Consider the following 22,913-nt stretch of genomic DNA (forward strand, 5'->3'; position numbering starts at 1 on the left):
TTGGGATCGGTTTGGGGAGGCGCTGCATAAGCGCTGTAGACTTGCGCGCATGCTCCATGCCGTCCTTTATGCTCTCCTTGACTCCGTGAATGCGCTGCTCATCGGCATCCTCGTCGCGATTGGCATCATGCTGCCGCGCGGGATGTATCGCAAGATCGCTACGCTCGTGGTTGTGGGAGACTGGCTGGGCGTGCTTGCCGCGACGGCGCTCGTGTTCTCTATCTTCCTTGGCATCAAGGACCAGATCATCTCGGTGCTCGACTCGCCCATCGCGGGCATCGTGCTCATCGTGGTCGGCGTCCTCCTTGCGCTCGGCGCGTGGCGCTCCAAAGGCGAGTCGAACCCTCTCGTGGAGAAACTCTTGGGCCCGCTGCGCACCCCGTCGTTGCTTACGGGGCTTGTCGGCTTCGCGATGGGCATTATCCAATCGCTCACCTCGGTGCCGTTCTACTACGGCCTCATGCACTTGGCCGCAGGCGATCTTTCGGTGAGCTCGCGGGTGAGCGCAGGCCTGCTCTACGCCTGCCTGGCGTTGAGCCTGCCCACGCTCTGTGGCCTGGGGATCGCGATGGTGCGCCACTACCCGGACAGCCCAGCCGGGCGCATCTTCGCGGCTGCGCGCCGCAACTCGACCCAGGTCGCGCTGTACTCGGGCTACGCGGTTGCGGTTTTTCTAATCATCATGGGGGTGGTCTCGCTCTAGAACCAGACGTCCTCGAGACGCAGGGACTCGGACTCGGGCGCCTGGCCGCGGGCGGTCTCGACGTAGCGCGCGGCATGCGGGATAAACGCGGCGGATTCCTCGGGGTTCAGCTCGCGGCGGACCTTGGCGGGCACGCCAGCGGCGAGCGAGCGCGCCGGGATTTGCTGGCCTTCGAGGACCACGGCGCCGCCGGCGATGAGCGAGCCAGTACCGACATGCGAGCGTGAGAGCACGGTGGCCTGCATACCCACGAGCGTTCCGGACTCGACGTGTGCGCCGTGGACCATCGCCATGTGGCCCACAGTCACGTCGTCTTCGAGGACGCAGTCTGCGTCGCAGTCGACGTGGAGTACGCAATTGTCCTGGATATTCGTGCGTGCGCCAATGCGGATGGCGCCGACGTCGGCGCGCAGGACCGTGCCATAAAAGACGGACGCGTCGGGGCCGATTTCCACGTCGCCGATAATCGTGGCGTTCGGCGCGATAAACGCGCTGCGGTGGATGCGGGGACGGACGCCGTTGAAGGGAAGAATGAGCATGATTACTCCACGGAGATGGCAAGGGTTTTGGACAGCTCGTAGTCGCCCGGCTCGGCGCGCAGGGTCTCCAGCAGTGCGGCGCGTGTGTCCGGGTCGAGCGGGATGGCCCAGCCTTTCTTCGGGTCGCGGACGGGGACCTCGGGGCGTGGGGCCGGGGAGAAGAAGACGCGGGTGGGGGCATCGGCAAGCCAAGCGGGCTCGGCGGCGAGGGCGACCTCACGGAGGGCTGCGGCGCCGGAAGAGTCGGTGACGACGATGAGCAAGGTTCCGGCGGTGTGGACCTCCAAATGGCCGACCTCGACGACGGGCGCGCCAGCCTCGGGCGTGGCGAGGCGCGGGGCCTTGGGGCCGGTGAGCGAGCGGAGCGCGTCAAGTAATCCCATGTGAACATCGTAAGCAGCCGCGTGCGGTAAAACAACGTGATTGATGCAAGAACTTCCCCCTAATTTTTGAAGGCGGCGTGTCCGCGGGGGCCTCGCACACCGTGAATTATCTTTCGCGCGACGCTTGGCGGGCAAAGGATTCCTTCGTGGACTTCGCCCATAACCCGAGCTTTGGCGGGGGTGTCCTCGTTGCTGCGCGGCACGGGGTATTTCAAAGCGGAGTATATCTACGAGCGCTCCTCGGACAATGATCTGCCCTTCGACTGCGAAGCATTTCAGGCGAACTCGGAGGAGATGAACCTGGCGACGACGCGCGCGGATACCGGCGAGTCCATCTACATCACGCGCGACGATATCCACGAGCAGACCGACATAAACATGTACGTGCGCGCCCTCGACGTTGCCGCTCATTATGACGCTGCGCTTTATCGACGGCGCGTGACCGCCATGGCCTCCGTGAGCTTCGACTCGCTGCCGCAGAACGGCGCGGTGCTCACCAAGCTCATGGTCTGCGGTATGACCCACCGACTGTCCTACAAGGACGTTGCTGTCGTGACGATCATCATCCCGCTCGTGACTTTGGCCATCATGCGGGGGCGAAGCCGTTAAGGCGATAGCCCAAGCCCGGCTCGGTGAGGAAATAGCGCGGACGTGACGGATCCGGCTCGAGCTTGTGGCGCAATTGCGACATGTAGACGCGCAGATAATTGGTCTCTTGCTCATAGTTTTTGCCCCACACTGCCTGTAGCAAATCGGTGCTTTTGACGAGAGACTCGTAGTTGCGGGCCATGTATTCGACGATTTTCCATTGAATGGGTGTGAGGTGGATGCGTGAGTCATCCACGTAGACACTTGATTGGGCAAGGTCGAGGCGTAACCGGTTATCCGAGGAGACGAGTACGGGGTTCACTCGTTCGGTGGCGAAGGCGGTGGCGGCGCGGCGTAGGGCGGATCGGAGCCGGGCGAGCAGCTCACCAGTGGAAAACGGTTTGGTGACGTAGTCGTCGGCACCCTCGTCGAGGGCGTTGATCTTGCCCTCTTGTTCATGGCGGGCGGAGACCACGATGACGGGCACAGTCGACCATGTGCGCAGCGAGCGCAGGACTTCTAGACCAGACGTGTCCGGAAGGCCGAGGTCCAACAGAACTGCCTGGGGTTGCCACTGCCCAGAGATTTTCAGGGCGGAGGCTGCTGTCTTTGCAACGCGAACTTGATAACCCCGCGCCTTGAGGTTGATTGAAACCGCAAGGGCTAGCGTATGGTCGTCTTCAACGATGAGGATGCGGGGCCCTTGGTCGGCTTCGGGTGCCGCAGAGGATGAATGGAGTTGGGACACTACTGCTTTCCACCTTCGGGTGTAGAGGTACAAGGCATTTCGATGACGATGGTCGCGCCGCCACCGGGGGTCTCGGCGGGGTAGATGTGTCCGCCCATGGCTTCAGTGAAACCACGGGCCACGGCCAGACCCAGGCCGAGCCCCAAGGCGTCATCTGATAGCCGTTGGAAAGGCAGAAACAAGCTATCCCACTGGTCTCGAGGAATGCCAGGGCCGTGATCAGCAATCCTAATCTGTACGATGTTATGGTCGTCGCGAAGGCCAGAAGGCCCGATTGAAGCGGCATCGTCGGCCACGCTGGCCAGGTGTGCCTCGCGCGCCGTGATATCGATGTGGGTGCCCGCGCCGTGGTTGACCGCGTTGGCGATGACGTTTGCTAGTACGCGCTGGACGAGGCCGTAATCCGCGAGGATCGGGGGCAGCGTGACAGGGATGTCCACACGCACGCCTCCTGCAGAGACGCTGTGCTCATCGAGCGCAGCGTCGACGATGTCCGCGACATCAATAGCCTGCGAGTTTGGTCGAAGCATCCCCGTATTGAGGCGAGACATGTCAAGCAGATGATTGATAACTATCTCGAGACGGTGCGCCGAGGACTCGATGGTGTTGATGAGGGCCTGGCGGTCGGCCTCAGAGATTTCGACGTCGCCGAGCGTGAGACCGGAGACTGCCGTGGTGATGCCGGCTAGCGGCGTTCGTAGGTCGTGCGAGACCGCGGTGAGCAGCGTGGAACCGACTCGGTTGGAGGACTCCAGGGCTGAGGTCGCCCGTCGCATCGCTTCCATTTCCTGCCGGTCGAGAATGGCGGTAATGCGAGCACCGTGGGCTTCGATCATATCGATCTCAGACGGGCTGAGTTCCCGGTTGCCGATGACTAGGCGCAGTGAGTCACCGATCCCCACGTGGTTGGCGGATTCACCGGCACGACTTTTTTGCTGTGCCACAACTACATCCGAGGACTCCGCGTTGGACTCGATGGTCCACCACTTCTTGTCTTCACTGGAATAGCGCTGAAGGAGGACCTTGTCCAACGAAAAAGTCTCGCCAAGTCGCCGCAATAGTGATTTGAGATCCGCCCCCTCGTAAATGACGCCGCGCGCAAGGTCTGCCATGATGACGGCCTGTGTTTGACGTCGTTTCGCTTCGTCTGCGCGCCGTTCAGCGTAGTCCACGATATACGCCACGGTCAGAGCGATGATGATGAAGAAGCCCACCGAGGTTATCGACTCCGGCTCGGTAATACTCAACGTGTGGGTGGGAGCGGTAAAGAACCAGTTGGCCAACAGCGAACCACTGATGACCGCGAGCAGCGCCGGCCACACGCCGGCCGCGATGGCGCTAAAGACCACGATGGTGAGAAATCCCAGCAGGATGGGGCTCAAGAACTTTTCCTCCGGATTAAAGAGCAACATGAGCACCGTAAACCCCGGGGGGAAGAGCAACGCCGCAAACCAACCGGTCAGTAGGCGGACTCGGCCGAAAATCGTGCCTCGCCGCGGCCGTTTTGGCTGGGGGTCATCTGACGAGGACAGGGAGACGATGTGGACATCAATCGTGCCCGAGCCATCGATCACACGCTCGGCAACTCCATTGGCAAGAGTGTGCCCCCAGCGTGGCCGGCGGCCGATAACCAATTGCGACGCGTTGATAGAGCGTGCGTATTCCAACAGCGTGCCGGCGACGTCGTCGCCGATGAGCACGCGCCACTGGCCATTGAGATCTTCCACCAGCTCTTGCAGACGGCGCAGCGCGGAAGGGGTTTGGTTGGAGGTCAAACCCTCATTGCTGGCGACGTAGACCGCCACCATTTCTCTGCCCGAAACTCTTCCTGCGATACGGGCGGCGCGCCGAATGAGTGCTTCGGACCCGTCGCTGCCCGACACCGCTACGATGAGGCGCTCGCGGGTCGGCCATGTCGAGTCGATCTCGTGGTTCTCGCGGTAGGCCGCGAGACCTTCTTCGACCTTGTCAGCCAACCACAGCAGCGCCAATTCGCGCAGGGCAGTCAGGTTTCCCAAGCGGAAGTAGTTCTCCAGGGCCTTGGTCGCCATGGCTCCGTGGTAGATCTCGCCCCGCGCGAGCCTGATACGCAGCGAGTCGGGGGATAAGTCGACCAGCTCGATGTGGTCGGTATCGCGGAGCACCTGATCGGGGATGGTTTCACGCTGCCGGGTGTTTGTGACCGCCGCTACGACGTCGTTGAGCGATTCGAGGTGCTGGATGTTGAGCGTTGAGATGACGTCGATCCCGGCGTCAAGCAGCGTGTAGACGTCCTGCCAACGCTTTTGCGAGACTTCTGTGGCTGCGAACTCGGCATCACCGGTGACGACGGTGTGCGCGAGCTCGTCGACGAGAATCACGTCTGGAGCAAGTGCCAAGCAGGCGTCGACATCTAGCTCTTCGAAGACCCGCCCGCGATAGGTGGTTTTCTTTCGCGGGATGACGGTTAAACCCTCGACCAGTTCCGCGGTGCGTTTCCGGCCGTGCGTTTCTACGACGCCGACCATGACGTTAAGCCCCTGCCGCTGCAATTCATGTGCTTCGTTGAGCATGGCGCAGGTCTTGCCCACGCCGGGGGCAAAGCCAAGGTAGACTTTGAGTTTTCCACGGTGGCTGTGGGATGGCTCGAAGGGCGCAGAGTCGGTAGTCGCTCGAGGAGACTCAGAGGCAGACATAGTTACCAATTATATCCTTGGGAGTGTTTATTCTGGGCGGCGTGTGTCGAGGGGAGAAAGACGGAGACAGACCCCGCGCGGGCGGGCACGGGGCGAAAAGAGGATTACTCGGCGACAAGCTTAGCGAGGTCGTAGTTGAGTGTGACTACGTTGACGGCCACACCATTCGGGCTTCCAGTAAAGGAGTTCATGAACCCTACCTGGTTGTCCTTGATAAGCTGACGGAGATCGTCCTCGCCTAGGCCGGTGGCCTTGGCTATGCGTGGCACCTGGATCTCGGCGTACGCGGTGGAGATGTGCGGGTCAAGACCGGAGCCGGAAGCCGTGACGGCATCGACAGGCACGCGGTCTTCACTCACGCCCTCGCGGGCAGCGACCTCTGCGCGGCGCTTTGCAATCTCGTCCTGATATTCCTGCGAGACCACGGCGGCGTTGGATGCGGACGAAGACATAGCGTCCCAGCCATTGTCGCCTGCGGCGGACGGCCGCGGCTGGAACCACTGGTCTCCCTCGACGGGGTTGGCGATGAGGCGGGAGCCGACGATCTCGTTGTTGGCGTCGCGTAGGAGGCCACCGTTGGACTTATCCGGGGATAGCTTGCCCACGCCGATGAGGACCATGGGATAGATGAAGCCCAGTATGAGCATCATCACCAACAGTGTTCGCAACGCAGTCCATTGCGCGCGGACGTTGAATCCCGTGCTAAAAGGACTTGCGCCGGCAGCGTGGTACAGATCCGGGTTGTTCCCGAATTCATCCGAGCGCGTCAGGTCGTGGCTGATGGGCTCATCCGTTGCTGTTGAGTGTGCCCTCGCGGATTGTGGAGTCTGAGGAGTGTGCATGGTTTAAATTCCTAACCCATTACCAATGATGAGGTCGATGATCTTGATGCCAATGAACGGGGCTACGAAGCCACCGAGGCCGAAAATGAGTAGGTTGCGGCGCAGCAGTGCGGAAGCACTGGCCGGGCGGTAGGACACGCCCTTGAGCGCCAACGGAATGAGCGCCACGATAATGAGCGCGTTGAAGATGACAGCGGACAAGATGGCCGAGGTCGGAGAATGCAGGTGCATGATGTTGAGGGCTTGCAGCCCCGGGAATGCGGTGATAAACATCGCCGGTAAGATGGCGAAGTATTTTGCTACGTCGTTCGCGATGGAAAAGGTCGTCAGGGAGCCACGCGTGATGAGCAGCTGCTTGCCGATTCCCACGATGTCGATGAGCTTCGTCGGGTCTGAGTCCAAGTCGACCATGTTGCCGGCTTCCTTGGCGGCGGTCGTACCGGTGTTCATCGCCACTCCCACGTCAGCCTGCGCCAACGCCGGAGCATCGTTGGTGCCGTCACCGGTCATGGCCACCATGTGACCACCGGCCTGCTCTTTTTTTATGAGCGCGAGTTTTTGGTCCGGAGTAGCCTCGGCGAGAACGTCGTCGACGCCGGCTTCCTTGGCGATGGCTTGAGCGGTCAGCTCGTTGTCACCGGTGATCATGACGGTACGAATGCCCATCTCGCGCAGCGTCTTGAAGCGCTCGACCATGCCGTCTTTCACAATGTCCTTGAGATGGATAACACCGAGGACGCGTGACAAGGAGGAATTGGCGGTCGCTTCACGAGGATCGGATCCGGGCTCCGGGGCGTTAATGAGCTCGGCGACCACGAGTGCGGTGCCGCCGTCTTGACTAATTGAGTTGACCACGTCCTCGGTCTCTGCCGGAACAGTGCCGCCGAGCTCGCGGACAGTTGTCATGATCTGCTTGGCCGCGCCCTTGACGATCATTTCGGAATCGCTGAGTTTCACCCCCGACATGCGGGTCTGCGCAGTAAATGCGATGAATTCGAGGTTGCGAAAGTGTTCCTCTGGCATTTCACCTCGGGCGGCTTCCGCCAGCTTGACAATGGAACGTCCCTCCGGGGTCTCGTCGGCCATGGAGGAAAGCTGCACCTTGTATATAAGCTCGTCTTGGTCGTACCCGCCCACAGGAATTACGTTCACGGCCTGGCGGTCGCCGACCGTAATCGTGCCCGTCTTGTCAAGCAACAGAGTGGAGACGTCACCGGCAGCCTCGACGGCACGCCCGGACATGGCCAGCACATTGTGCTGCACCAGACGGTCCATGCCGGCGATGCCGATGGCGGATAACAGCGCGCCGATGGTGGTTGGGATCAGGCAGACCAACAAGGCGACAAGAACCAGGGGATCCTGCGCCGCACCATTAAATGCCGCGGTCGGGGCTAGCGCCATGACAACGAGCAGGAATATCAGGGTCAATACGTTGAGGAGCGTGGACAAGGCAAGCTCGTTCGGGGTCTTCTGGCGATTGGCGCCTTCGACTAAACCGATCATACGGTCCATGAAGGACTGACCGGGCTCGTTGGTGACCTTGATTACGACCCAGTCAGACAACACGCGGGTACCACCGGTGACGGCGCACCGGTCGCCTCCAGATTCTCGGATGACCGGGGCGGATTCGCCGGTGACGGCTGACTCGTCCACGGAGGCCGCCCCAACGATGACGTCGCCGTCGGCTGGAATGGTCTGACCGGCTTCTACGAGGACGACATCCTCTTTGGCCAGCTCGGTTGAGGGGACTTCTTCGGTCTCGTAGTTGGCCGGGCTGAGCTCAACGTTGGTGCGGCCGGAGCCGGACCCGGCGGTGACGAGGACCGTGGAGGTGATGCGACGGGCAGTGGTGGTCGTCCGTGATCGACGTAGGGCGTCCGCCTGAGCCTTGCCACGACCTTCTGCGAAGGCTTCAGCAAAGGTTGCGAAGAACACCGTGGCCCAGAGCCAGAGAGAAATGGAGAAACTAAACAAAGTCGGTTGGGTACAGGCGATGATGAAGGTGAACACAGCGCCCACCTCTACTAAGAACATCACCGGCGTTTTAACGAGCTCTTTCGGGCTCATCTTGCGCAGAGCCAAAGGCACCGTGGCCTTGAGCTGCTCTGCGGAAAAAGTAGATGTGGTCGAGCTCATAGAGTCGCCTCCAAAATCGGTCCTAGGACGAGAGTGGGAAGGAATGTTAGTGCACCGACGATGAGAACGACGCCTATCAGCAGGCCGACGAATAGCCCGCTGTGCGTCGGCAGAGTGCCCGAAGTCGTCGGGATGATGCGTTGCTTGGCCATGGCGCCGGCAATTGCCAGGACCATAACGATGGGCAGAAAACGCCCCAACAGCATGCACATACCGAGGGAGATGTTGAACCACCAGGTGTCTGCTCCGAATCCGGCGAATGCCGAACCGTTGTTGTTGGATGCGGAGGTGAATGCGTAGACCAGGTCGCTAAAACCGTGCGGTCCCGCCGCGGATAGAGAGTCTGGGGTGCTTGGCAGAAGGACGGATAGTGCCACTCCGCCCAGCACGAGGGTTGGCATCACGAGGACGTACAGGCAGACCTTGATCATTTCGCCGACGCCAATGCGCTTTCCCAGGTATTCCGGTGTGCGCCCGACAATAAGGCCGGCGATGAACACCGACAGAATGGCCATGACCAGCATGCCGTACAACCCAGTGCCGACACCGCCTGGAGAGACTTCGCCGAGCAGCATATTTAAGATGAGAAGGCCGCCGCCGAGAGGAGTGTAACTCGAGTGGAATGAATCAACTGCGCCGGTCGACGTCATTGTCGTTGTCACCGCGAACAGCGCAGACGGGATGGTACCAAGCCGCATTTCGCGACCTTCCATGCCGCCGCCGATAGCGCCGGAAGCAGTGGCCTCGAGGGCGGTGACGGAAGCGAGTGACAGGAAGTACAACACCGCCATGGCGGAAAGAATGGCGTAGCCCTGGCGGGTATCGCGGACCATGAGACCGAATGTGCGAGTGAGAGACACCGGAATGACAAGGATGAGGAAGATTTCCAGGGCGTTGGACCACACGGTCGGGTTCTCGAACGGGTGGGCCGAGTTCGCATTGAAGTATCCGCCACCGTTGGTACCCAGTTCCTTGATGACTTCTTGGGAGGCCACAGCGCCGCCGGGGATGGTCTGGGTAGCGCCGGTAACTGTGGTAAAAGTCTCCGGGGGTTGCAGGTTTTGGATGACTCCCTGGGTCATGAGAAACAGCGCGCCCAAGGTTGCCATGGGCAGGAGGATGCGCAGACAGACGCGGGTAAGATCCACCCAAAAGTTACCGATGCGCCCGTCGCCGTTACGGGCCGCGAACCCTCGGATAAGCGCAGCAGCGACGGAAATGCCTACGGCACCGGAGACGAAGTTTTGGACCGTCATGCCGAGCATCTGCGTCAGCTGCGACATCGCAGTTTCACCGGAGTAGGACTGCCAGTTGGTATTGGTTGTAAACGAGACCGCAGTATTCCACGCTTGGTCCGGATCTACTGGGCCCATGCCGTGCGCCCACGGCAAGTACTGCTGGAGGCGTTGCAGTAGGTACAAGACAATGATCGAAAACATGGAGAAGGCCAAGAGGCTACCGGCGTAGCGGCGCCAAGTTTGCCGGGCGGAAGAATCTACCCCCAACACCTTGTAGATGGCCTTCTCTATCTTGAGATCGTTGGCTCCTGTGAAAACCTTTGCCATGTACCCGCCCAGTGGGACGTACAGCACGGCGAGGAGCGTGAATACCGCGACGAACGGGATATACCCGCCGATAACCCCGGTCATGAGAAGTCCTCAGGGTGCAACAGAGCGATGAGCAAATAGATGACGGCCGCGATCCCTAGAATCGCGCCTACAGTAAGTTCCCAGGTCATAGCTTATCCACCACCTGAGCTATCCATTGAATGATAACGAACAGCACAATGGTGGCAAGCGTCAAAATAATGTCGAATGCCATGGATGTATAAAAGCACCCATCGGCACCGCTACATCTGGGTCTTAACGAGATTTTGACATCTACGCTGAGGGAAGAGCTAGTCTGCGACGAGTGGCTCCATGGTCAGCTCCGGGTGCTCCTTCTCAATGAAAGCTAGCTTCCACTTATCGCCGAAGAGGGCGATTAGTTCGCCGTCAGTGCGGGTAAAGATTTCCACGCCACGCTGGCGGCCGAGCTCAGAGGCGGACTCGGCGTCGGTGCGACGGGCAACGGAATACGGGATGGGCTCCGTGACGGTTTCCACGTTGTATTCCACTTCCATGCGCGCCTGCATGACCTCGAACTGCATGGGACCCACCGCAGCCATCACCGGAGCTGCGTCGCCACGGGCCTCATTGCGCAGGATCTGGACGACGCCCTCAGCAGCCAACTGATCCAAGCCCTTACGGAAGGCCTTGTAATCGCCCAAAGACTTCGCACGTAGAATGCGGAATGCCTCCGGTGCGAACTGCGGCATCGGCTTGAACTGCACCTTCTTGCCAGAGTAGATGGTATCGCCAGGTGCCAGGGAACCGGCGTTGACGAGGCCCACGATGTCGCCCGGGTAGGCGGTGTCGATGGTGTCGCGCGTGCGGCCGAAGACAGTCAGCGCGTACTTCGTGGAGAAGCTGCGGCCGGATTGGGCGTGGGTGACCTGCATGCCGCGGTCGAACTCGCCGGAGACCACGCGCATGAATGCCAAGTTATCGCGGTGCTTGCGGTCCATGCCCGCCTGCACTTTGAAGATGACGCCGGAGAAGTCATCGGTGACCTCGCGGACCTCGTCGATGGCTGCGTTGGCGCCGCCGGACGCCTCGATTGCCTTCGGATCGGAATCGCGCGAGCGCGGGGCCGGGGCGATGGCGCAGAGGGTATCGAGAATCTGGTGCACGCCGAAGTTCAACATTGCGGAGGCAAAGATCAGCGGGGAAGTAACGCACTGCTCGAATAGCTCCTGGTCATGCAGCGCGCCGTCGGCAGCCAGTAGCTCTGCTTCCTCGACGGCGGTCTCCCAGGCATCACCTTCCTTGGCCTCAGCGCCGCTCGGATCGTAATGCTCCTCCGGTGCGATGGTCGAGCCACCCGCAGTACGGATGAAGTGGATGTAGTTATCCGCTTCGCCGTCTTCATTGATGTGCGCCAAGCCACGGAAGTCACCAGCGATGCCGACCGGCCAGTACAGCGGGGTGGGCTGTAGCTGAATCTCGTTGACGATCTCGTCCACGAGCTCCAGCGGTTCGCGGCCGACACGGTCCCACTTATTGATAACCGTAACAATCGGCAAACCGCGGGCCTTGCACACACGGAAGAGCTTGAGGGTCTGTGGCTCCAGGCCCTTCGCGGCGTCGATAAGCATGACTGCGGCATCAACCGCAGTAAGAACGCGATAGGTATCCTCCGAGAAGTCCGCGTGGCCCGGGGTATCGACCAGGTTGATCATGTAAGGCTCACCCGTATGGCCCTCCGGGGCGTACTCGAACTGGAGGGCAGAAGAAGCTACGGAGATACCGCGGTCCTTTTCCATCTCCATCCAGTCAGAGACCGTGGCTTTACGGTTTCCCTTGCCGTGCACGGCACCTGCTTCATTAATGATGTGCGCATGCAACGCCAGCGCCTCCGTAAGGGTGGATTTACCGGCGTCCGGGTGGGCGATGACGGCAAATGTACGACGGCGGGTGGCTTCGGAGGCAATACTCATGCGCGTAAGTTTAGCGGTCTTGACCTAAAGTGCTGGAATCGCGCCGCAGCGATTAATTCCAGTCCACGCCAAGTTGCTCGCCCAAGTCATCGAAGATGCGGCGAGCAACGCTTGCCTTCTTGGCCATCGGTCGACGCATGCCCGGCTTGCGCTTGCTGTTGAAATACTGGCCAGACTCAAAGTGCACGCCCGGCGTGCCAGTGAGGTAATATGCAAGGCTCTCGCCGCCGGCCTGGGCTTTTCCAAAGTACTTGGAGATGGCGCCGGTGTAGAACTTGCTCGTGCGGGTCTGCGATGACCGCGCAAAGTTGGTTGCCAAGACGCCGGGGTGGAAGGCCACGGAAGTCATCCCATGATCGTGGAGATACTGCGTAAGCAAAATATCGCCCAGCTTGGCGTTGCCGTAGGCACGCTCTGCGGTGAACTTCTGGAAGGTATTTGGATCGCCCGGATCGAATGCAGACATCAAGAAATTAGCCACCGAAGCGGTTTGCACGATGGTGGCATCCGTTTTGCGCAGCTTCTCCCGTAGCAAGGAAGTCAGCAGGAAAGGCGCCACCACGTTAACCTGCCACGTGCGTTCAAATCCATCGGCCGTGGTGAAGGGGCCATCGAAGATCCCGCCCGCATTGTTTCCCAACGCGTGAATCTCCTCGAGCTCACCTAATTCTTCTGCCAAGCGGCGCACCTGGCCCAAAGACTCAAAGTCCGCCAGGTGGAAGGAAGCCCCCACGCTTTCTGCCACAGCCTTGGTCTTTTCGGGATTACGGCCAACCAGCACCAGGTGATCCTGCGGGCGTTGAGCGCGGAGCACGCGGGCTGCTGCAGCGCCGATGCCGTCAGAGGCACCAGTGATGACGATGGTTTGTGGGTCGTGGCTCATGAATTAAAGCTTAGGGGTTATGAGCTTTCTCTGGTGGGTTACTTGCGGGAATGAATCTCATTCTGCGCGAATTGAATGCCGCGGGAAACGATGAGCCCCACGGCGTCGGCAGCCGTGGCGATTGCGGCGTCGAAACCAGTACCGGAATCCACCGGCCCCAGGACATAATCCGGAATGGATGTGCCCTTCGGCGGGCGGGCAATACCGATGCGAATGCGAGGGTACTCGCGGGTTCCCAAGCGTTCGCTCAAGGACTTCAACCCGTTGTGGCCGTTTTCATTGCCGCCTACCTTGATGCGAATCTTATGCGCTGGCAAATCGAGCTCATCATGAATCACGATGATGCGCTCCGCTGGAATCTGTAATTCCTCTGCGAAGGGAGCGATCGGGTCACCAGACAAGTTCATAAAAGTTGCGCAACGGGCAACGACTACGGCGATATCGCCCACCATTACCTGCGCCGCGGACAATTTATGGCCCTTAACCGGCTGCAGGATATCTCCGGAATCGGCTAAAAGGTCATCGACTGCCATGTAGCCCACGTTGTGGCGAGTCGCGGCGTACTGCGCGCCGGGGTTGCCAAGGCCCACCACGAGCCATTGGCCAGAAAGGTCAGAAACTTCCAGCAAGGGAGCCTGCTTCTGGCGTGCTGTGCTCCGGTGAAGCCCCTCCTTCACAATACTTGCTTTGGAACCCGCCGAAGAGCGAAGCTGCTGCAAACATTCCTTGATGGTTGCGCCGAGGGAAGACATAAAACACACCTTAATGTGGGGAGTAAAAAACAGCTTACGCGCATCCTTTGCCTAGTGTGGGCGAGATGAGCACACTACTTGAAAGCTTAGAAGCCAGAATACTTCCCGCCCCCATGGCCGGGGGACCCACGACCCCGCGCAGCGTTCTGGCGGCATCGGCAGCCGGCTCCTTTGGTGCTTTGGCACTGGGCACTGCTTCCCTCGAAGCGGCGCGGGAACAGATTGCGGCCTGCGAGGGTGAGCATTTTGGGGTAAATCTTTTCTGCCCGCAGAAGCCGCTGGGTGAAGACTCGATGGCGGCGGTGCGCGCTATGGCGGAATCAGAAGGCGTGGAGGTTCCTAGCGTCGACTATTCCAACGGATGGGAGGACAAGCTCCAGCTAGCGCTAGATGGCGGCGCGGCGGTGCTGTGGTCCATGTTCGGTACCTTTAGTCTTGGCGAGATTGACCGTATCCACGCTGCGGGAGCGGAGGCTTGGACCACGGTTACCTCGCCGGAAGAAGCTATCGCTGCTGCCAAAGTTGGGGTAGACGCGTTGTGTGTGCAGGGGCCTGAGGCCGGCGGGCACCGCGGGGTCTGGGATGCTGAAGCGGAGCCGGATTGGCGCCCGCTGCCGGAGCTGGTGGCGGCAGTTTACGCCGCGCTTGGCGACGCCCCTTTACCTCTGATTGCCGCAGGTGGACTGCGTACATCCGAAGACGTCGCCCGAGCCCTTTCATGGCCAGGCGTTGAAGCGGTCAGCTGTGGTTCGGCCTTCTTGCTGGCTGAGGAGGCTGGAACCAGCGCCTTTAATCGCGAGCTTCTTGCAAGCGGCGGCAAGAGTGTATCTACTCGTGCGTTTTCCGGCCGCTTTGCCCGCGGGCTGGAAACTGAGTTCACTCGGGCCCACCCAAAAATGCCCCCGATGTACCCCTTCTTGAATCCGATTTTGAAACCACGCCGCCAAGAACAGGATGCTGCAGTGGCCTATTGCCTGGTGGGGGAGCAGGTGGAGAAAATAAACGGGGGTAGTGTGGCGGAAATCCTGTGGCGTCTATGCCAAAACGGGCAACACTAGGCGTTAATATTTACGGTTGAATGTTGGTTTACCCCCCCATGACGAGTAAAGGAAAAGAACACGTGACTGCGAACGCACAGGTTGGACACGCTGACTGGAACGAGCGCCTTGAGCTTGCTCAGGAAATGATCCCGCTGATCCACCAACTGCACCGCACCAACAACGTTGTTGCCACCATCTACGGCCGCAACTTGAATGGCGTAACGGACATCGACATCATGAAGGCGCACCGCTACGCACGCCGTATTGCAAAGCGCGAACTTTCCACCGCAGAGACCCTTCCTATCCTGAAGGAACTGTGCGACATGAACCTGGGCTCTGCCTCCATCGACCTGGGCCGCCTGGCTTCTGGCTACTCTGAGTCTGACGCCAACAACCTGCGCGACTACCTGGAGCAGGAACTCTGCGACCTGGTTGGCGCTGCTGTTGATAAGGAATGCACCGACGTTGTGCTCTACGGCTTTGGCCGCATCGGCCGACTGCTGGCCCGCATCCTGATCGCTCGTGAGGCTGCATACGGCGGCGTCCGTCTGCGTGCCATCGTTGCCCGCAAGAAGGGCGACGGCGATATCTTCAAGCGTGCCTCCTTGCTGCGCCGCGACTCCGTTCATGGTGCTTTCAACGGCACCATCGCTGTGGATGAAGAAAACGACGTTATCTGGGCAAACGGCACCAAGATTCAGATGATCTACGCCAACGACCCGGCTGATATCGACTACACCGCTTACGGCATCAACAATGCCATCCTGGTTGATAACACCGGCGTATGGCGTGACCGCGCTGGCCTGGAGCAGCACCTGCAGTCCAAGGGCATCGACCGCGTGCTGCTGACCGCACCGGGCAAGGGCGATCTGAAGAACATCGTCTACGGCATCAACGATGACACCATCGAGGATTCTGACAAGATCCTGTCTGCCGCATCCTGCACCACCAACGGCATCACCCCTGTTCTTAAGGTCATCAATGATCGTTACGGCGTTGTCCACGGCCACGTGGAGACCGCTCACTCCTTTACCAATGACCAGAACCTGATTGATAACTTCCACAAGGGTGACCGTCGTGGCCGCGCAGCTGGTCTCAACATGGTTCTCACCGAGACCGGTGCTGCGAAGGCAGTCTCCAAGGCTGTTCCGGAGTTTGAGGGCAAGCTGACCGGTAACGCTATCCGCGTTCCTACCCCGGACGTTTCCATGGCAGTGCTGAACCTGGAGCTGGAGAAGGAAGTCGAGCGCGACGAGGTCAACAACTTCCTGCGCAACGTTTCCCTGCACTCTGACCTGCGCCAGCAGATTTCTTACATTGCTTCTCCGGAGGTTGTCTCCTCTGACTTCGTCGGCTCCACCCACGCCGGCATTGTCGACGGCCTGGCAACCATCGCTTCCGGCAAGCACCTGGTTCTCTATGTCTGGTACGACAACGAGTTCGGCTACTCCAACCAGGTAATTCGCATCGTCGAGGACATCGCAGGCGCACGTCCTCGCGTATTCCCGGCTCGCGTTGAGGCACACGAGCTCTAAGCCTTTTCGCGCAGATTAAGCGCTACCCACCCCTGGGGCCACATTTTCGGTGTGGCTCCAGGGGTCTTTGTTTAGGCAGGCATGGGATCGGGTTGTAGTGCTAGGGCGCACGTACCCCTGAGTGGGTTGTTCGACTACGTGTATCCACGGCTGAGTTTTAGGATGTTTCGATGTGAAATCTAAACCCAGGCATTCGCAACCACACCGTGCCCAAAGCGCTGAAATAGCTGAAAATGCTGGTAGCAATCAATCTCCTGCGTCTCGGTGGATAAACGCCGGGCAATGGCTGATCGGTACGCCTTGGGGAAGGCTTGTCATTATTATTGCGTTGTGCGCGGCGCTGGCACCATCAGTATTACGAGGTTTTCACCTCCGGTATTACATCGATCTTGATGTCTACGCTGCAGGCGGTCGCGCGGTGCTGACAGGCCAGTCGCTCTACGACGACGGCTTCGATGTGCGTGGGGCGCATTTGCCTTTTACATATCCGCCGTTGGCCGCAATGCTTTTTGCCCCGTTGTCGCTTCTGCCGCACTCGGTCGCAGCGGTTATCATGCTCGCAGTATCAACCGCGGCGCTCTGGTGGTGCATTCACCGTATCGTGGACATGCTGGGGCTTGCTGAGTATCTCGGTGGCAGCAAAGGGTGGCTGAGCACCGGGCTGCTTGCGTTGGCCTTGGTGACAGAACCCGTGCGGCAGACCCTCATGTTTGGCCAGATCAACATCGTGCTGATGTTTCTCGTGCTCGCCGATGTCTTTGGTCGCCGCAGTCTCCGTGGGTGGGGCGTGGGACTTGCGGCGGCCATCAAGCTTACTCCTGCGGTCTTTGGCCTGTATTTCCTTATCACCCGGCAATTTAAGGCTGCGGCGATGTCCGTAGCGACCGGAATTGCAGCGACGCTGTTGGCGGCACTCGTCTTGCCGGCCGACTCCCGCGAATACTGGACGCATACCTTGGGCGATCCGACCCGGATCGGTGGAATCGATTACGTGGGCAATCAATCTCTCCGCGGCGTCGTTGAGCGTGCCCTCGGGCCAGGGGAGGGCCACGGCCTGTGGGTTGGCGCGTCGCTGGTGGCCTTCTGCGTCATCGCGGTGACCATGTGGCGACACCGCGGTGACATGGTGGTGCTGCTAGGACTCAACTCGCTTGTAGCACTTCTTATCTCCCCGGTGAGCTGGTCGCATCACTGGGTTTGGTTGCCGGTGCTGCTTCTCCCGCAGCTCGTGCGTTGGACCCGTGGTGGGGTGCCGGGCGCTACGCCCGTGGCGATCGCGACGATGCTGCTTACCTTCATTGGACCACACTGGTTCGTTGACGGTTTGGATACCACGCAGTGGTGGGAGGCGATATGCGCAGCAGACTTCGTCCTCATCGCAGTGGCATACCTTGTGCTTGCCGTGCGCGCCCCGCGGCCGCAGGTTAATCCTTAGCGGGCGGGGCGGCAAGGCTCAGCAGTTGGTGGGATGACTACTTGTCTGACTTGTGCTTCCCGGTCTTCTTTTTCTTCTTGCCCTTGTGCTTTTTGCCTTCGGACTTGTGTGCAGCAACCTTGTCGCGCTCAAGTTCGGCGGCCACATCGGGGACGTAGGCGAACTCATCGCGCGGCGGGCGCTGGTATTCCTCGCCGCTTTCAGCTGGGCGCTCCGGAATCTCCGGAACCACCTGCTCGACGTGCTGATACGGAACCGTCTTTAGGATGTGGTTGATGACGTTGATACGAGAGCGTTTTTTGTCTTCAGATTCAACGGTGTACCACGGAGCGTTCGGGGTATCGGTGTGGACGAACATCTCGTCCTTTGCACGGGAGTAGTCCTCCCAGCGGGTGATGGACTGCAGATCCATGGGAGAGAGCTTCCAGCGACGCAGCGGATCGTTGCGGCGGGACTTAAAGCGCGCGATCTGCTCTTCGTCAGAGACGGAGAACCAGTACTTCAGCAGAATAATGCCGTCTTCAACGAGCATGTTTTCGAGCTGGGGCGCCTGGTGCAAGAAGCGGACGTATTCCTGTTGGGAGCAAAAGCCCATGACTCGCTCGACGCCGGCGCGGTTATACCAGGAGCGGTCAAAAATGACTATTTCGCCCGCGGTCGGAAGCTTTTCGATGTAGCGCTGGAAGTACCACTGGCCGGCCTCACGGTCGTTGGGCTTAGGCAGAGCTTCGATGCGGCAGGTGCGGGGGTTGAGGTACTGGGTGATGCGCTTGATAGCAGAGCCCTTACCTGCAGCGTCGCGACCTTCCATGATAATGACGATGCGGGCACCGGTTTCTACAACCCACTGCTGCATCTCGACGAGTTCGGCCTGCAGGCGCTTGAGTTCTTCCTCGTAAGCTTCCTTATCGAGCTTGGCAGGGGCGGTTTTGGATTTCTTGCTCATGCATTTAACTTTAGCCCGCTAGCTGCGAAGATAGGTAATAAATCCAGGACAATTATGCACAAGCATAGTAATTAACCACACGTGCACTCCGGCCCGCATCCAGAAGGCGCTTCGCCGTAGTGCGTGGTGTTTTCGATAGCGCCCAAGCCTTCGACCTCAATGCGGACGGTTTGGCCGTCCTGAATAAAGGCCTGTGGCTGACGCGCAAATCCCACGCCCTCGGGCGTGCCGGTCACGATGACATCGCCGGGGTTAAGCGGGTACAGCTTTGAGCAGAACGCGATGAGCTCCGCGACGGAGAAAATCAGGTCATCGGTGTTATCCGCTTGGCGCACCTCGCCATCAACGGTGGTGGTAATGCGCGCGTTGCCGCCAGGCGCCCACTCATCAGAAGTGGTTAGCCATGGACCGAATCCAGCAGTGCGGTAGAAAGATTTGCCGGCATGGAATTGAGTGGTACGCCGCTGGAAATCCCGCAGCGTGTAGTCATTCATCACGGCGTAGCCTGCGGCGTGTTCGAGCGCTTCTGCCATCGCAACATTGTGCGCACGAGAGCCGATAACCACGGCGAGTTCGCCCTCATAGTCGAGCTTGCTCGTGGCCCAGTCGGGGACATAGATATCGTCGTAGGGGCCGGTGAGCGCCTCCGGAAACTTAACGAACAAGGTAGGCTGCTCAGGCAGTTCACGCCCCATCTCACGCGCATGTTTGGCGTAATTGACGCCCACGCAGATAATCTTCGACGGCGTCGGGATGACGGGCGCTAAGTCCTGCTCGCGAAAAGCAATCGGCTCGCCAGAAAGTTGCGCGGACTTGCACCAATCCTCGGCCTGCAGGAGCTGGCCGACGTCGTCAAAGTCGAGCTCCACGCCCACGCCGGGGCCGTCGATGCGGATCGCAGTGGTGCCAAACTGAGTTCGCAAGGTGGCAAGTTTCATGTCGGAAATTTTACGCGGAGTTGCAGGCAGCTTGGCGCACAAGCCAGGGAGAAGTTTTAAGGCATGCGAATCTGGCCCGTGGGCGGGCTAGACAACTTGCTTCGCGAGCTAAGTAGCGTGTTCTGAGAAATTGCTCAGCTCTTCGTCGAGGTAGTTGCGTTCTTCTTCCAACCAATCTGGCAGCGGCGAGTTAAGCGGCGGCGGAGATTTATCCGTCCAAGGTGGGATGTACCAGCCGCTGGGCGGAACCCAATAGACTGTGCCATGCCGCTCTAGCCATCCGCGTCCACCGGCGGTCTCGTCGTCATTGACGGCATTGTGATACTGGCAGGCCATGGTGAGGTTTTCCGCGGATGTTTCGCCGCCATGGCGCCAGGCCTTTAGATGGTGGACTTGGCAATCGTTCGCGCCCTTTTTGCAGCCGAGCCAGGCACAGCGCGGGTTTTCCGCAGTAGCCATAAGCCGCTGCTTGGTGGAGGCAAAACGCGAGACGCGGTGCAGGTTCACAGGCCCATGCACAGGATGCATGAGTACGTGGAAGCCGTGATCAAGGATGTTCCGGGTAGCCAGTTCAGTCGAGGAGATGAGCGCGCCATTGCTCAATTGGAACCAGACTTCGTGGCCTTCCAAGGCCCGCGCGTAGTTTTCCATTTTTGTCACCAACATGACAGAAATTGCTGGCTGACTAGGGTTTCCTTCGCCGAACCAGCGTTGCTTTAGCCCTGCGAGTGCAGATTCAGCGCTGCTGCAGTCAAGGCTGTCGCGCATATCGGTGAGGTCGGCGGAGGGGCCGCAAATAGTCAGGGTAGCTTGGCCATCGGGATGCTGGGCAAGCCGTATTCCAGGCTTGCGTTCGCGGCGAGGTGAGCGCGCAGCAACCAACTCGCGGGCCTTCTTCTCGACGTCCCTCGTATCACCGGCCGTGGCCAAAGCCGTATGGCGCACGCGCCACCGTTCGGCCTCCGTGCGCAACTTGCGGGCCTGCTTTTCCACGGCAAGGAGCGTAGTAAGGGAGTGAGCACGCCCGCGTTCCATGGTTTCACGACGCAAGCGCTGAAAAGAGTTACCGGGCGCGAAGGGCTCAGCGAGGGCTGCAAGGTCTATTGCCAGAGCATCGGGCACCCCGAGACTAGCGATTTCACTCGCTGTCTTGCCCACGGCTTCTTCGACAATATCCATGCCCCGACTTAACGTGCTGGCCAGTTCCCCCAAAACTGTCATAGCCCAGACCCTAAAGCAGCTTATGCCACGCCGCAACTGGAGCGGCGTCGGCAAGCGCAGCTAACTCGCGGACGCGATGCGGGTGATTTCTTGCGCTGCGTCTGCGCAGATGATGGGGATGTCCGCTTGCTCTTTCTTTGCCCACGGTTTAAGCACGAAGCTTGCGGGATCCATTCGACCAGGTGGGCGTCCGATGCCTATGGAAAGCCGCTGATAATCCTTGGTACCCAGAGACTTGGTGGTGGAGCGCAGGCCATTGTGCCCGTGGTCGCCACCACCGACGCGGTGCTTGACGACGCCGAATTCCAGCTCCAGCTCATCATGGACCACGATGAGGTTTGTAGGGGATAGCGAAAAGTACTGGAGGAGTGCCTTGATAGGGCCACCAGAGAGGTTCATGAAAGAACGCGGCTTGGCAAGGAATAACTTGGTCGAGCCAAAGCGAACTTCGGCAACTTCGGTGTTGGTCTTCTTATGCACTGAAAAGCTGGTGAAGTTGTCGTTAGCTAATTCATCGACAACATCGAAACCGATGTTGTGGCGGGTTCCGGCATATTTGGGGCCCGGGTTGCCCAGGCCGACGACGAGATAATCAGTCACTAAGCCATTGTCTCATGCCGGTGCGAAAGAGCGGCTCTTGGCGTGAAAACGGGCAAACGCCCGCGCCAGCCACGATGGCCAGTGCGGGCGAATGCGCGTAAAAGAGCGAGAAACTCTGAATTACTCTGCGGATTCTTCCTCTGCGGATTCAGCGCCAGCCTCAGCGCCGCCTTCCTCAGCAGCCTCAGCGGCTGCCTCGAGCTCTTCGTCAACCTCAGGCAGGGAGATGGAAGCGATGACGGTCTCTGCATCTGCAACCAGGGTGGTGTTTTCTGGCAGGGTGATGTCGCCAGCGGTGACGACAGCGCCGTCCTCGAGGCCCTCGATGGAAACGGAGATCTCCTCTGGGATGTTCAGAACGTCTGCCTCAACGAGGAGGACGTCAGCATCCTGAACGGACATGGTGCCCGGTGCGCTCTCGCCCTCGAGAACAACCGGAACCTCAACCTCAACCTTCTCGCCGCGCTTGATGGAAAGCAGGTCGACGTGGTCGATGTCCAGGGTCAGAACGTTCTGGTCAACGTGCTTGACCATGACGAGGTGCTGCTCACCCTCGAGCTCGAGCTCGAAAACAGCGTTGACGCCGTGTGCGCGAACCAGTGCGGTCAGCTCGAGACGGTCAACAGCGAAGTGCAGAACGTCAACGCCGTGGCCGTAGACAACGCCTGGGACCTTGCCAGCAACGCGCAGGCGGCGAGCGAAGCCCTTGCCGAACTCGTTACGTACTTCTGCCTTCAATACTGGGCGGGTGTTTGCCATAGTAAAACTCCTAGTGTCAAAGATTGGTGCGGCGAGACTTTAGCGAGTTCGAAAAACGGCGAAAGCCTGCCGATGGTCGTCTTGGTCGAGTCATCGCAGGCTTAAAACGTGTGAAATAACTTCTAATCGCGTCGATAACGGCTTTCCAATTCTGGGCAGCCCTCGCCGAGACAGCGAGAATACTAACACGCAGCGCCGAGAGCAGGCAAGTTACTTCTGCTCTTCTTCGCCGACAACTCCCTAGCCTTCGTCAGCTTCGTAGTCCTCGGCCGAAAAGTCATTGGAATCATCGGCCTCGCTAAGCGCGCTGCCTGCCACCTTAGCGAGGCTATCGACGCTATTCCACCAGCTCTTCATGGAGATAAGCTCATGCAGGCTGTCCAATTGTGCAGGCGGAAATACCTTAAGATGTAACAAGCAGAACAACAACACAAGGAACCTCCACCTGGATCAATTCAGGTGGAGGTTCCTTGTGTTCTGTTTAGGAGAGTAGCTTGTATCCGCTCTTGTCTTTGAATTCCCCTGTGGCGATCATAATGAGATCCACGATGGTTCCCACTAAGAAGAGTCCTCCTGTGAAGAGCCAGAGCAGACCAGTTCCGATCTTTCCTACATATATGCTGAGAGCGGCTTGTTGGTAGGGGTGTTGCGG

Annotated in this window: 21 protein-coding genes and 1 pseudogene; 5 read left to right on the plus strand and 17 right to left on the minus strand. The window is 59.6% G+C overall.

Translation table 11 applies throughout. The features are described from left to right. Positions 1-49 precede the first annotated feature (49 nt). Complete coding sequence (locus HMPREF3169_RS06470; protein ID WP_061921385.1) at positions 50-703, plus strand: hypothetical protein; 654 nt, start codon at positions 50-52, stop codon at positions 701-703. Here the strand turns inward: HMPREF3169_RS06470 and HMPREF3169_RS06475 are convergent. Next, positions 700-1,242 carry a gamma carbonic anhydrase family protein gene (locus tag HMPREF3169_RS06475; RefSeq protein WP_061921388.1) on the minus strand — a complete coding sequence of 181 codons (543 nt, stop codon included), beginning with the start codon at positions 1,240-1,242 and terminating at the stop codon, positions 700-702. The two genes, HMPREF3169_RS06470 and HMPREF3169_RS06475, sit on opposite strands and share 4 nt — an antisense overlap. Positions 1,243-1,244: 2 nt before the next feature. Next, positions 1,245-1,625, minus strand: a complete 381-nt coding sequence (locus tag HMPREF3169_RS06480) for a hypothetical protein (protein WP_061921390.1) — start codon at positions 1,623-1,625, stop codon at positions 1,245-1,247. A gap of 435 nt (positions 1,626-2,060) precedes the next feature. On the opposite strand from HMPREF3169_RS06480, the pseudogene HMPREF3169_RS12950 reads away from it, so the two are divergent. After that, positions 2,061-2,234: pseudogene (locus HMPREF3169_RS12950) on the plus strand (GntP family permease); the annotation flags it as partial. Here HMPREF3169_RS12950 and HMPREF3169_RS06490 read toward each other — a convergent pair. The 9 genes from HMPREF3169_RS06490 to pth (HMPREF3169_RS06530) all read right to left on the minus strand — a co-directional run bounded on the left by HMPREF3169_RS06490 (position 2,212) and on the right by pth (HMPREF3169_RS06530) (position 13,787). Further along, on the minus strand, positions 2,212-2,961 hold the full coding sequence (locus tag HMPREF3169_RS06490) for a response regulator (protein ID WP_061921396.1): 750 nt from the start codon (positions 2,959-2,961) through the stop codon (positions 2,212-2,214). The pseudogene HMPREF3169_RS12950 and the gene HMPREF3169_RS06490 overlap by 23 nt on opposite strands. After that, on the minus strand, positions 2,961-5,636 hold the full coding sequence (locus tag HMPREF3169_RS06495; protein ID WP_070455991.1) for a DUF4118 domain-containing protein: 2,676 nt from the start codon (positions 5,634-5,636) through the stop codon (positions 2,961-2,963). The genes HMPREF3169_RS06490 and HMPREF3169_RS06495 overlap by 1 nt, the downstream gene beginning before the upstream one ends. A gap of 104 nt (positions 5,637-5,740) precedes the next feature. Next, a complete protein-coding gene (locus tag HMPREF3169_RS06500) occupies positions 5,741-6,478 on the minus strand; it encodes a potassium-transporting ATPase subunit C (protein WP_082778573.1) in 738 nt (245 codons plus the stop codon). A gap of 3 nt (positions 6,479-6,481) precedes the next feature. Next, positions 6,482-8,614 (minus strand): potassium-transporting ATPase subunit KdpB, encoded by a 2,133-nt coding sequence (gene kdpB, locus HMPREF3169_RS06505; protein ID WP_061921401.1) that lies wholly within the window; start codon positions 8,612-8,614, stop codon positions 6,482-6,484. Next, complete coding sequence (gene kdpA, locus HMPREF3169_RS06510) at positions 8,611-10,263, minus strand: potassium-transporting ATPase subunit KdpA (RefSeq protein ID WP_061921404.1); 1,653 nt, start codon at positions 10,261-10,263, stop codon at positions 8,611-8,613. The genes kdpB and kdpA overlap by 4 nt, the downstream gene beginning before the upstream one ends. Continuing rightward, a complete protein-coding gene (locus HMPREF3169_RS13590) occupies positions 10,260-10,352 on the minus strand; it encodes a potassium-transporting ATPase subunit F (protein ID WP_061921406.1) in 93 nt (30 codons plus the stop codon). The genes kdpA and HMPREF3169_RS13590 overlap by 4 nt, the downstream gene beginning before the upstream one ends. 159 nt (positions 10,353-10,511) lie before the next feature. Then, positions 10,512-12,152 carry a peptide chain release factor 3 gene (locus tag HMPREF3169_RS06520; RefSeq protein ID WP_061921410.1) on the minus strand — a complete coding sequence of 547 codons (1,641 nt, stop codon included), beginning with the start codon at positions 12,150-12,152 and terminating at the stop codon, positions 10,512-10,514. A 52-nt stretch (positions 12,153-12,204) separates the two neighbouring features. Further along, entirely contained in the window at positions 12,205-13,035 is an 831-nt protein-coding gene (locus HMPREF3169_RS06525; protein ID WP_070455992.1) for an SDR family NAD(P)-dependent oxidoreductase, read from the minus strand. 38 nt (positions 13,036-13,073) lie between these two features. Next, the gene (gene pth, locus HMPREF3169_RS06530; protein WP_083286092.1) at positions 13,074-13,787 is read right to left on the minus strand and encodes an aminoacyl-tRNA hydrolase; all 714 of its coding nucleotides are present in this window, start codon (positions 13,785-13,787) and stop codon (positions 13,074-13,076) included. Positions 13,788-13,852: 65 nt separating this feature from the next. Here pth (HMPREF3169_RS06530) and HMPREF3169_RS06535 point away from each other — a divergent pair, with 65 nt between their 5' ends. The 3 genes from HMPREF3169_RS06535 to HMPREF3169_RS06545 all read left to right on the plus strand — a co-directional run bounded on the left by HMPREF3169_RS06535 (position 13,853) and on the right by HMPREF3169_RS06545 (position 17,797). Continuing rightward, positions 13,853-14,845 carry a nitronate monooxygenase gene (locus HMPREF3169_RS06535; protein WP_070432762.1) on the plus strand — a complete coding sequence of 331 codons (993 nt, stop codon included), beginning with the start codon at positions 13,853-13,855 and terminating at the stop codon, positions 14,843-14,845. A gap of 38 nt (positions 14,846-14,883) precedes the next feature. Further along, on the plus strand, positions 14,884-16,362 hold the full coding sequence (locus tag HMPREF3169_RS06540) for a glyceraldehyde-3-phosphate dehydrogenase (RefSeq protein WP_167599039.1): 1,479 nt from the start codon (positions 14,884-14,886) through the stop codon (positions 16,360-16,362). A gap of 418 nt (positions 16,363-16,780) precedes the next feature. Continuing rightward, positions 16,781-17,797, plus strand: a complete 1,017-nt coding sequence (locus HMPREF3169_RS06545) for a glycosyltransferase 87 family protein (protein WP_083286093.1) — start codon at positions 16,781-16,783, stop codon at positions 17,795-17,797. 37 nt (positions 17,798-17,834) lie between these two features. On the opposite strand, the gene ppk2 is transcribed toward HMPREF3169_RS06545, so the two are convergent. From ppk2 to HMPREF3169_RS13115, 6 genes are all read right to left on the minus strand, one after another. Further along, positions 17,835-18,743, minus strand: coding sequence for a polyphosphate kinase 2 (ppk2, locus tag HMPREF3169_RS06550; protein ID WP_061921420.1), 909 nt, complete (start codon positions 18,741-18,743; stop codon positions 17,835-17,837). Positions 18,744-18,814: 71 nt separating this feature from the next. Beyond that, positions 18,815-19,681, minus strand: a complete 867-nt coding sequence (locus HMPREF3169_RS06555) for a fumarylacetoacetate hydrolase family protein (RefSeq protein WP_070455993.1) — start codon at positions 19,679-19,681, stop codon at positions 18,815-18,817. Positions 19,682-19,789: 108 nt separating this feature from the next. Continuing rightward, a complete protein-coding gene (locus HMPREF3169_RS06560; RefSeq protein ID WP_061921423.1) occupies positions 19,790-20,860 on the minus strand; it encodes an HNH endonuclease signature motif containing protein in 1,071 nt (356 codons plus the stop codon). A gap of 102 nt (positions 20,861-20,962) precedes the next feature. Next, a complete protein-coding gene (gene pth, locus HMPREF3169_RS06565) occupies positions 20,963-21,502 on the minus strand; it encodes an aminoacyl-tRNA hydrolase (protein ID WP_070455994.1) in 540 nt (179 codons plus the stop codon). Positions 21,503-21,622: 120 nt separating this feature from the next. Next, a complete protein-coding gene (locus tag HMPREF3169_RS06570) occupies positions 21,623-22,261 on the minus strand; it encodes a 50S ribosomal protein L25/general stress protein Ctc (protein ID WP_062041442.1) in 639 nt (212 codons plus the stop codon). Between the two features lie 240 nt (positions 22,262-22,501). Further along, entirely contained in the window at positions 22,502-22,645 is a 144-nt protein-coding gene (locus HMPREF3169_RS13115) for a hypothetical protein (RefSeq protein ID WP_168162623.1), read from the minus strand. Positions 22,646-22,913 lie beyond the last annotated feature (268 nt).

Source organism: Corynebacterium sp. HMSC08C04 (assembly GCF_001807495.1).
Classification (GTDB): domain Bacteria; phylum Actinomycetota; class Actinomycetes; order Mycobacteriales; family Mycobacteriaceae; genus Corynebacterium; species Corynebacterium simulans.

Excerpts from the sequence above, each read along its gene's own strand:
- HMPREF3169_RS06470 (WP_061921385.1), top strand. The coding sequence starts at position 50 with ATGCTCCATGCCGTCCTTTATGCTCTCCTTGACTCCGTGAATGCGCTG.
- HMPREF3169_RS06475 (WP_061921388.1), bottom strand. The coding sequence starts at position 1,242 with ATGCTCATTCTTCCCTTCAACGGCGTCCGTCCCCGCATCCACCGCAGC.
- HMPREF3169_RS06480 (WP_061921390.1), bottom strand. The coding sequence starts at position 1,625 with ATGGGATTACTTGACGCGCTCCGCTCGCTCACCGGCCCCAAGGCCCCG.
- HMPREF3169_RS06495 (WP_070455991.1), bottom strand. The coding sequence starts at position 5,636 with ATGTCTGCCTCTGAGTCTCCTCGAGCGACTACCGACTCTGCGCCCTTC.
- HMPREF3169_RS06500 (WP_082778573.1), bottom strand. The coding sequence starts at position 6,478 with ATGCACACTCCTCAGACTCCACAATCCGCGAGGGCACACTCAACAGCA.
- kdpB (WP_061921401.1), bottom strand. The coding sequence starts at position 8,614 with ATGAGCTCGACCACATCTACTTTTTCCGCAGAGCAGCTCAAGGCCACG.
- kdpA (WP_061921404.1), bottom strand. The coding sequence starts at position 10,263 with ATGACCGGGGTTATCGGCGGGTATATCCCGTTCGTCGCGGTATTCACG.
- HMPREF3169_RS13590 (WP_061921406.1), bottom strand. The coding sequence starts at position 10,352 with ATGACCTGGGAACTTACTGTAGGCGCGATTCTAGGGATCGCGGCCGTC.
- HMPREF3169_RS06520 (WP_061921410.1), bottom strand. The coding sequence starts at position 12,152 with ATGAGTATTGCCTCCGAAGCCACCCGCCGTCGTACATTTGCCGTCATC.
- HMPREF3169_RS06525 (WP_070455992.1), bottom strand. The coding sequence starts at position 13,035 with ATGAGCCACGACCCACAAACCATCGTCATCACTGGTGCCTCTGACGGC.
- pth (WP_083286092.1), bottom strand. The coding sequence starts at position 13,787 with ATGTCTTCCCTCGGCGCAACCATCAAGGAATGTTTGCAGCAGCTTCGC.
- HMPREF3169_RS06535 (WP_070432762.1), top strand. The coding sequence starts at position 13,853 with ATGAGCACACTACTTGAAAGCTTAGAAGCCAGAATACTTCCCGCCCCC.
- HMPREF3169_RS06540 (WP_167599039.1), top strand. The coding sequence starts at position 14,884 with ATGACGAGTAAAGGAAAAGAACACGTGACTGCGAACGCACAGGTTGGA.
- ppk2 (WP_061921420.1), bottom strand. The coding sequence starts at position 18,743 with ATGAGCAAGAAATCCAAAACCGCCCCTGCCAAGCTCGATAAGGAAGCT.
- HMPREF3169_RS06555 (WP_070455993.1), bottom strand. The coding sequence starts at position 19,681 with ATGAAACTTGCCACCTTGCGAACTCAGTTTGGCACCACTGCGATCCGC.
- HMPREF3169_RS06560 (WP_061921423.1), bottom strand. The coding sequence starts at position 20,860 with ATGGATATTGTCGAAGAAGCCGTGGGCAAGACAGCGAGTGAAATCGCT.
- HMPREF3169_RS06570 (WP_062041442.1), bottom strand. The coding sequence starts at position 22,261 with ATGGCAAACACCCGCCCAGTATTGAAGGCAGAAGTACGTAACGAGTTC.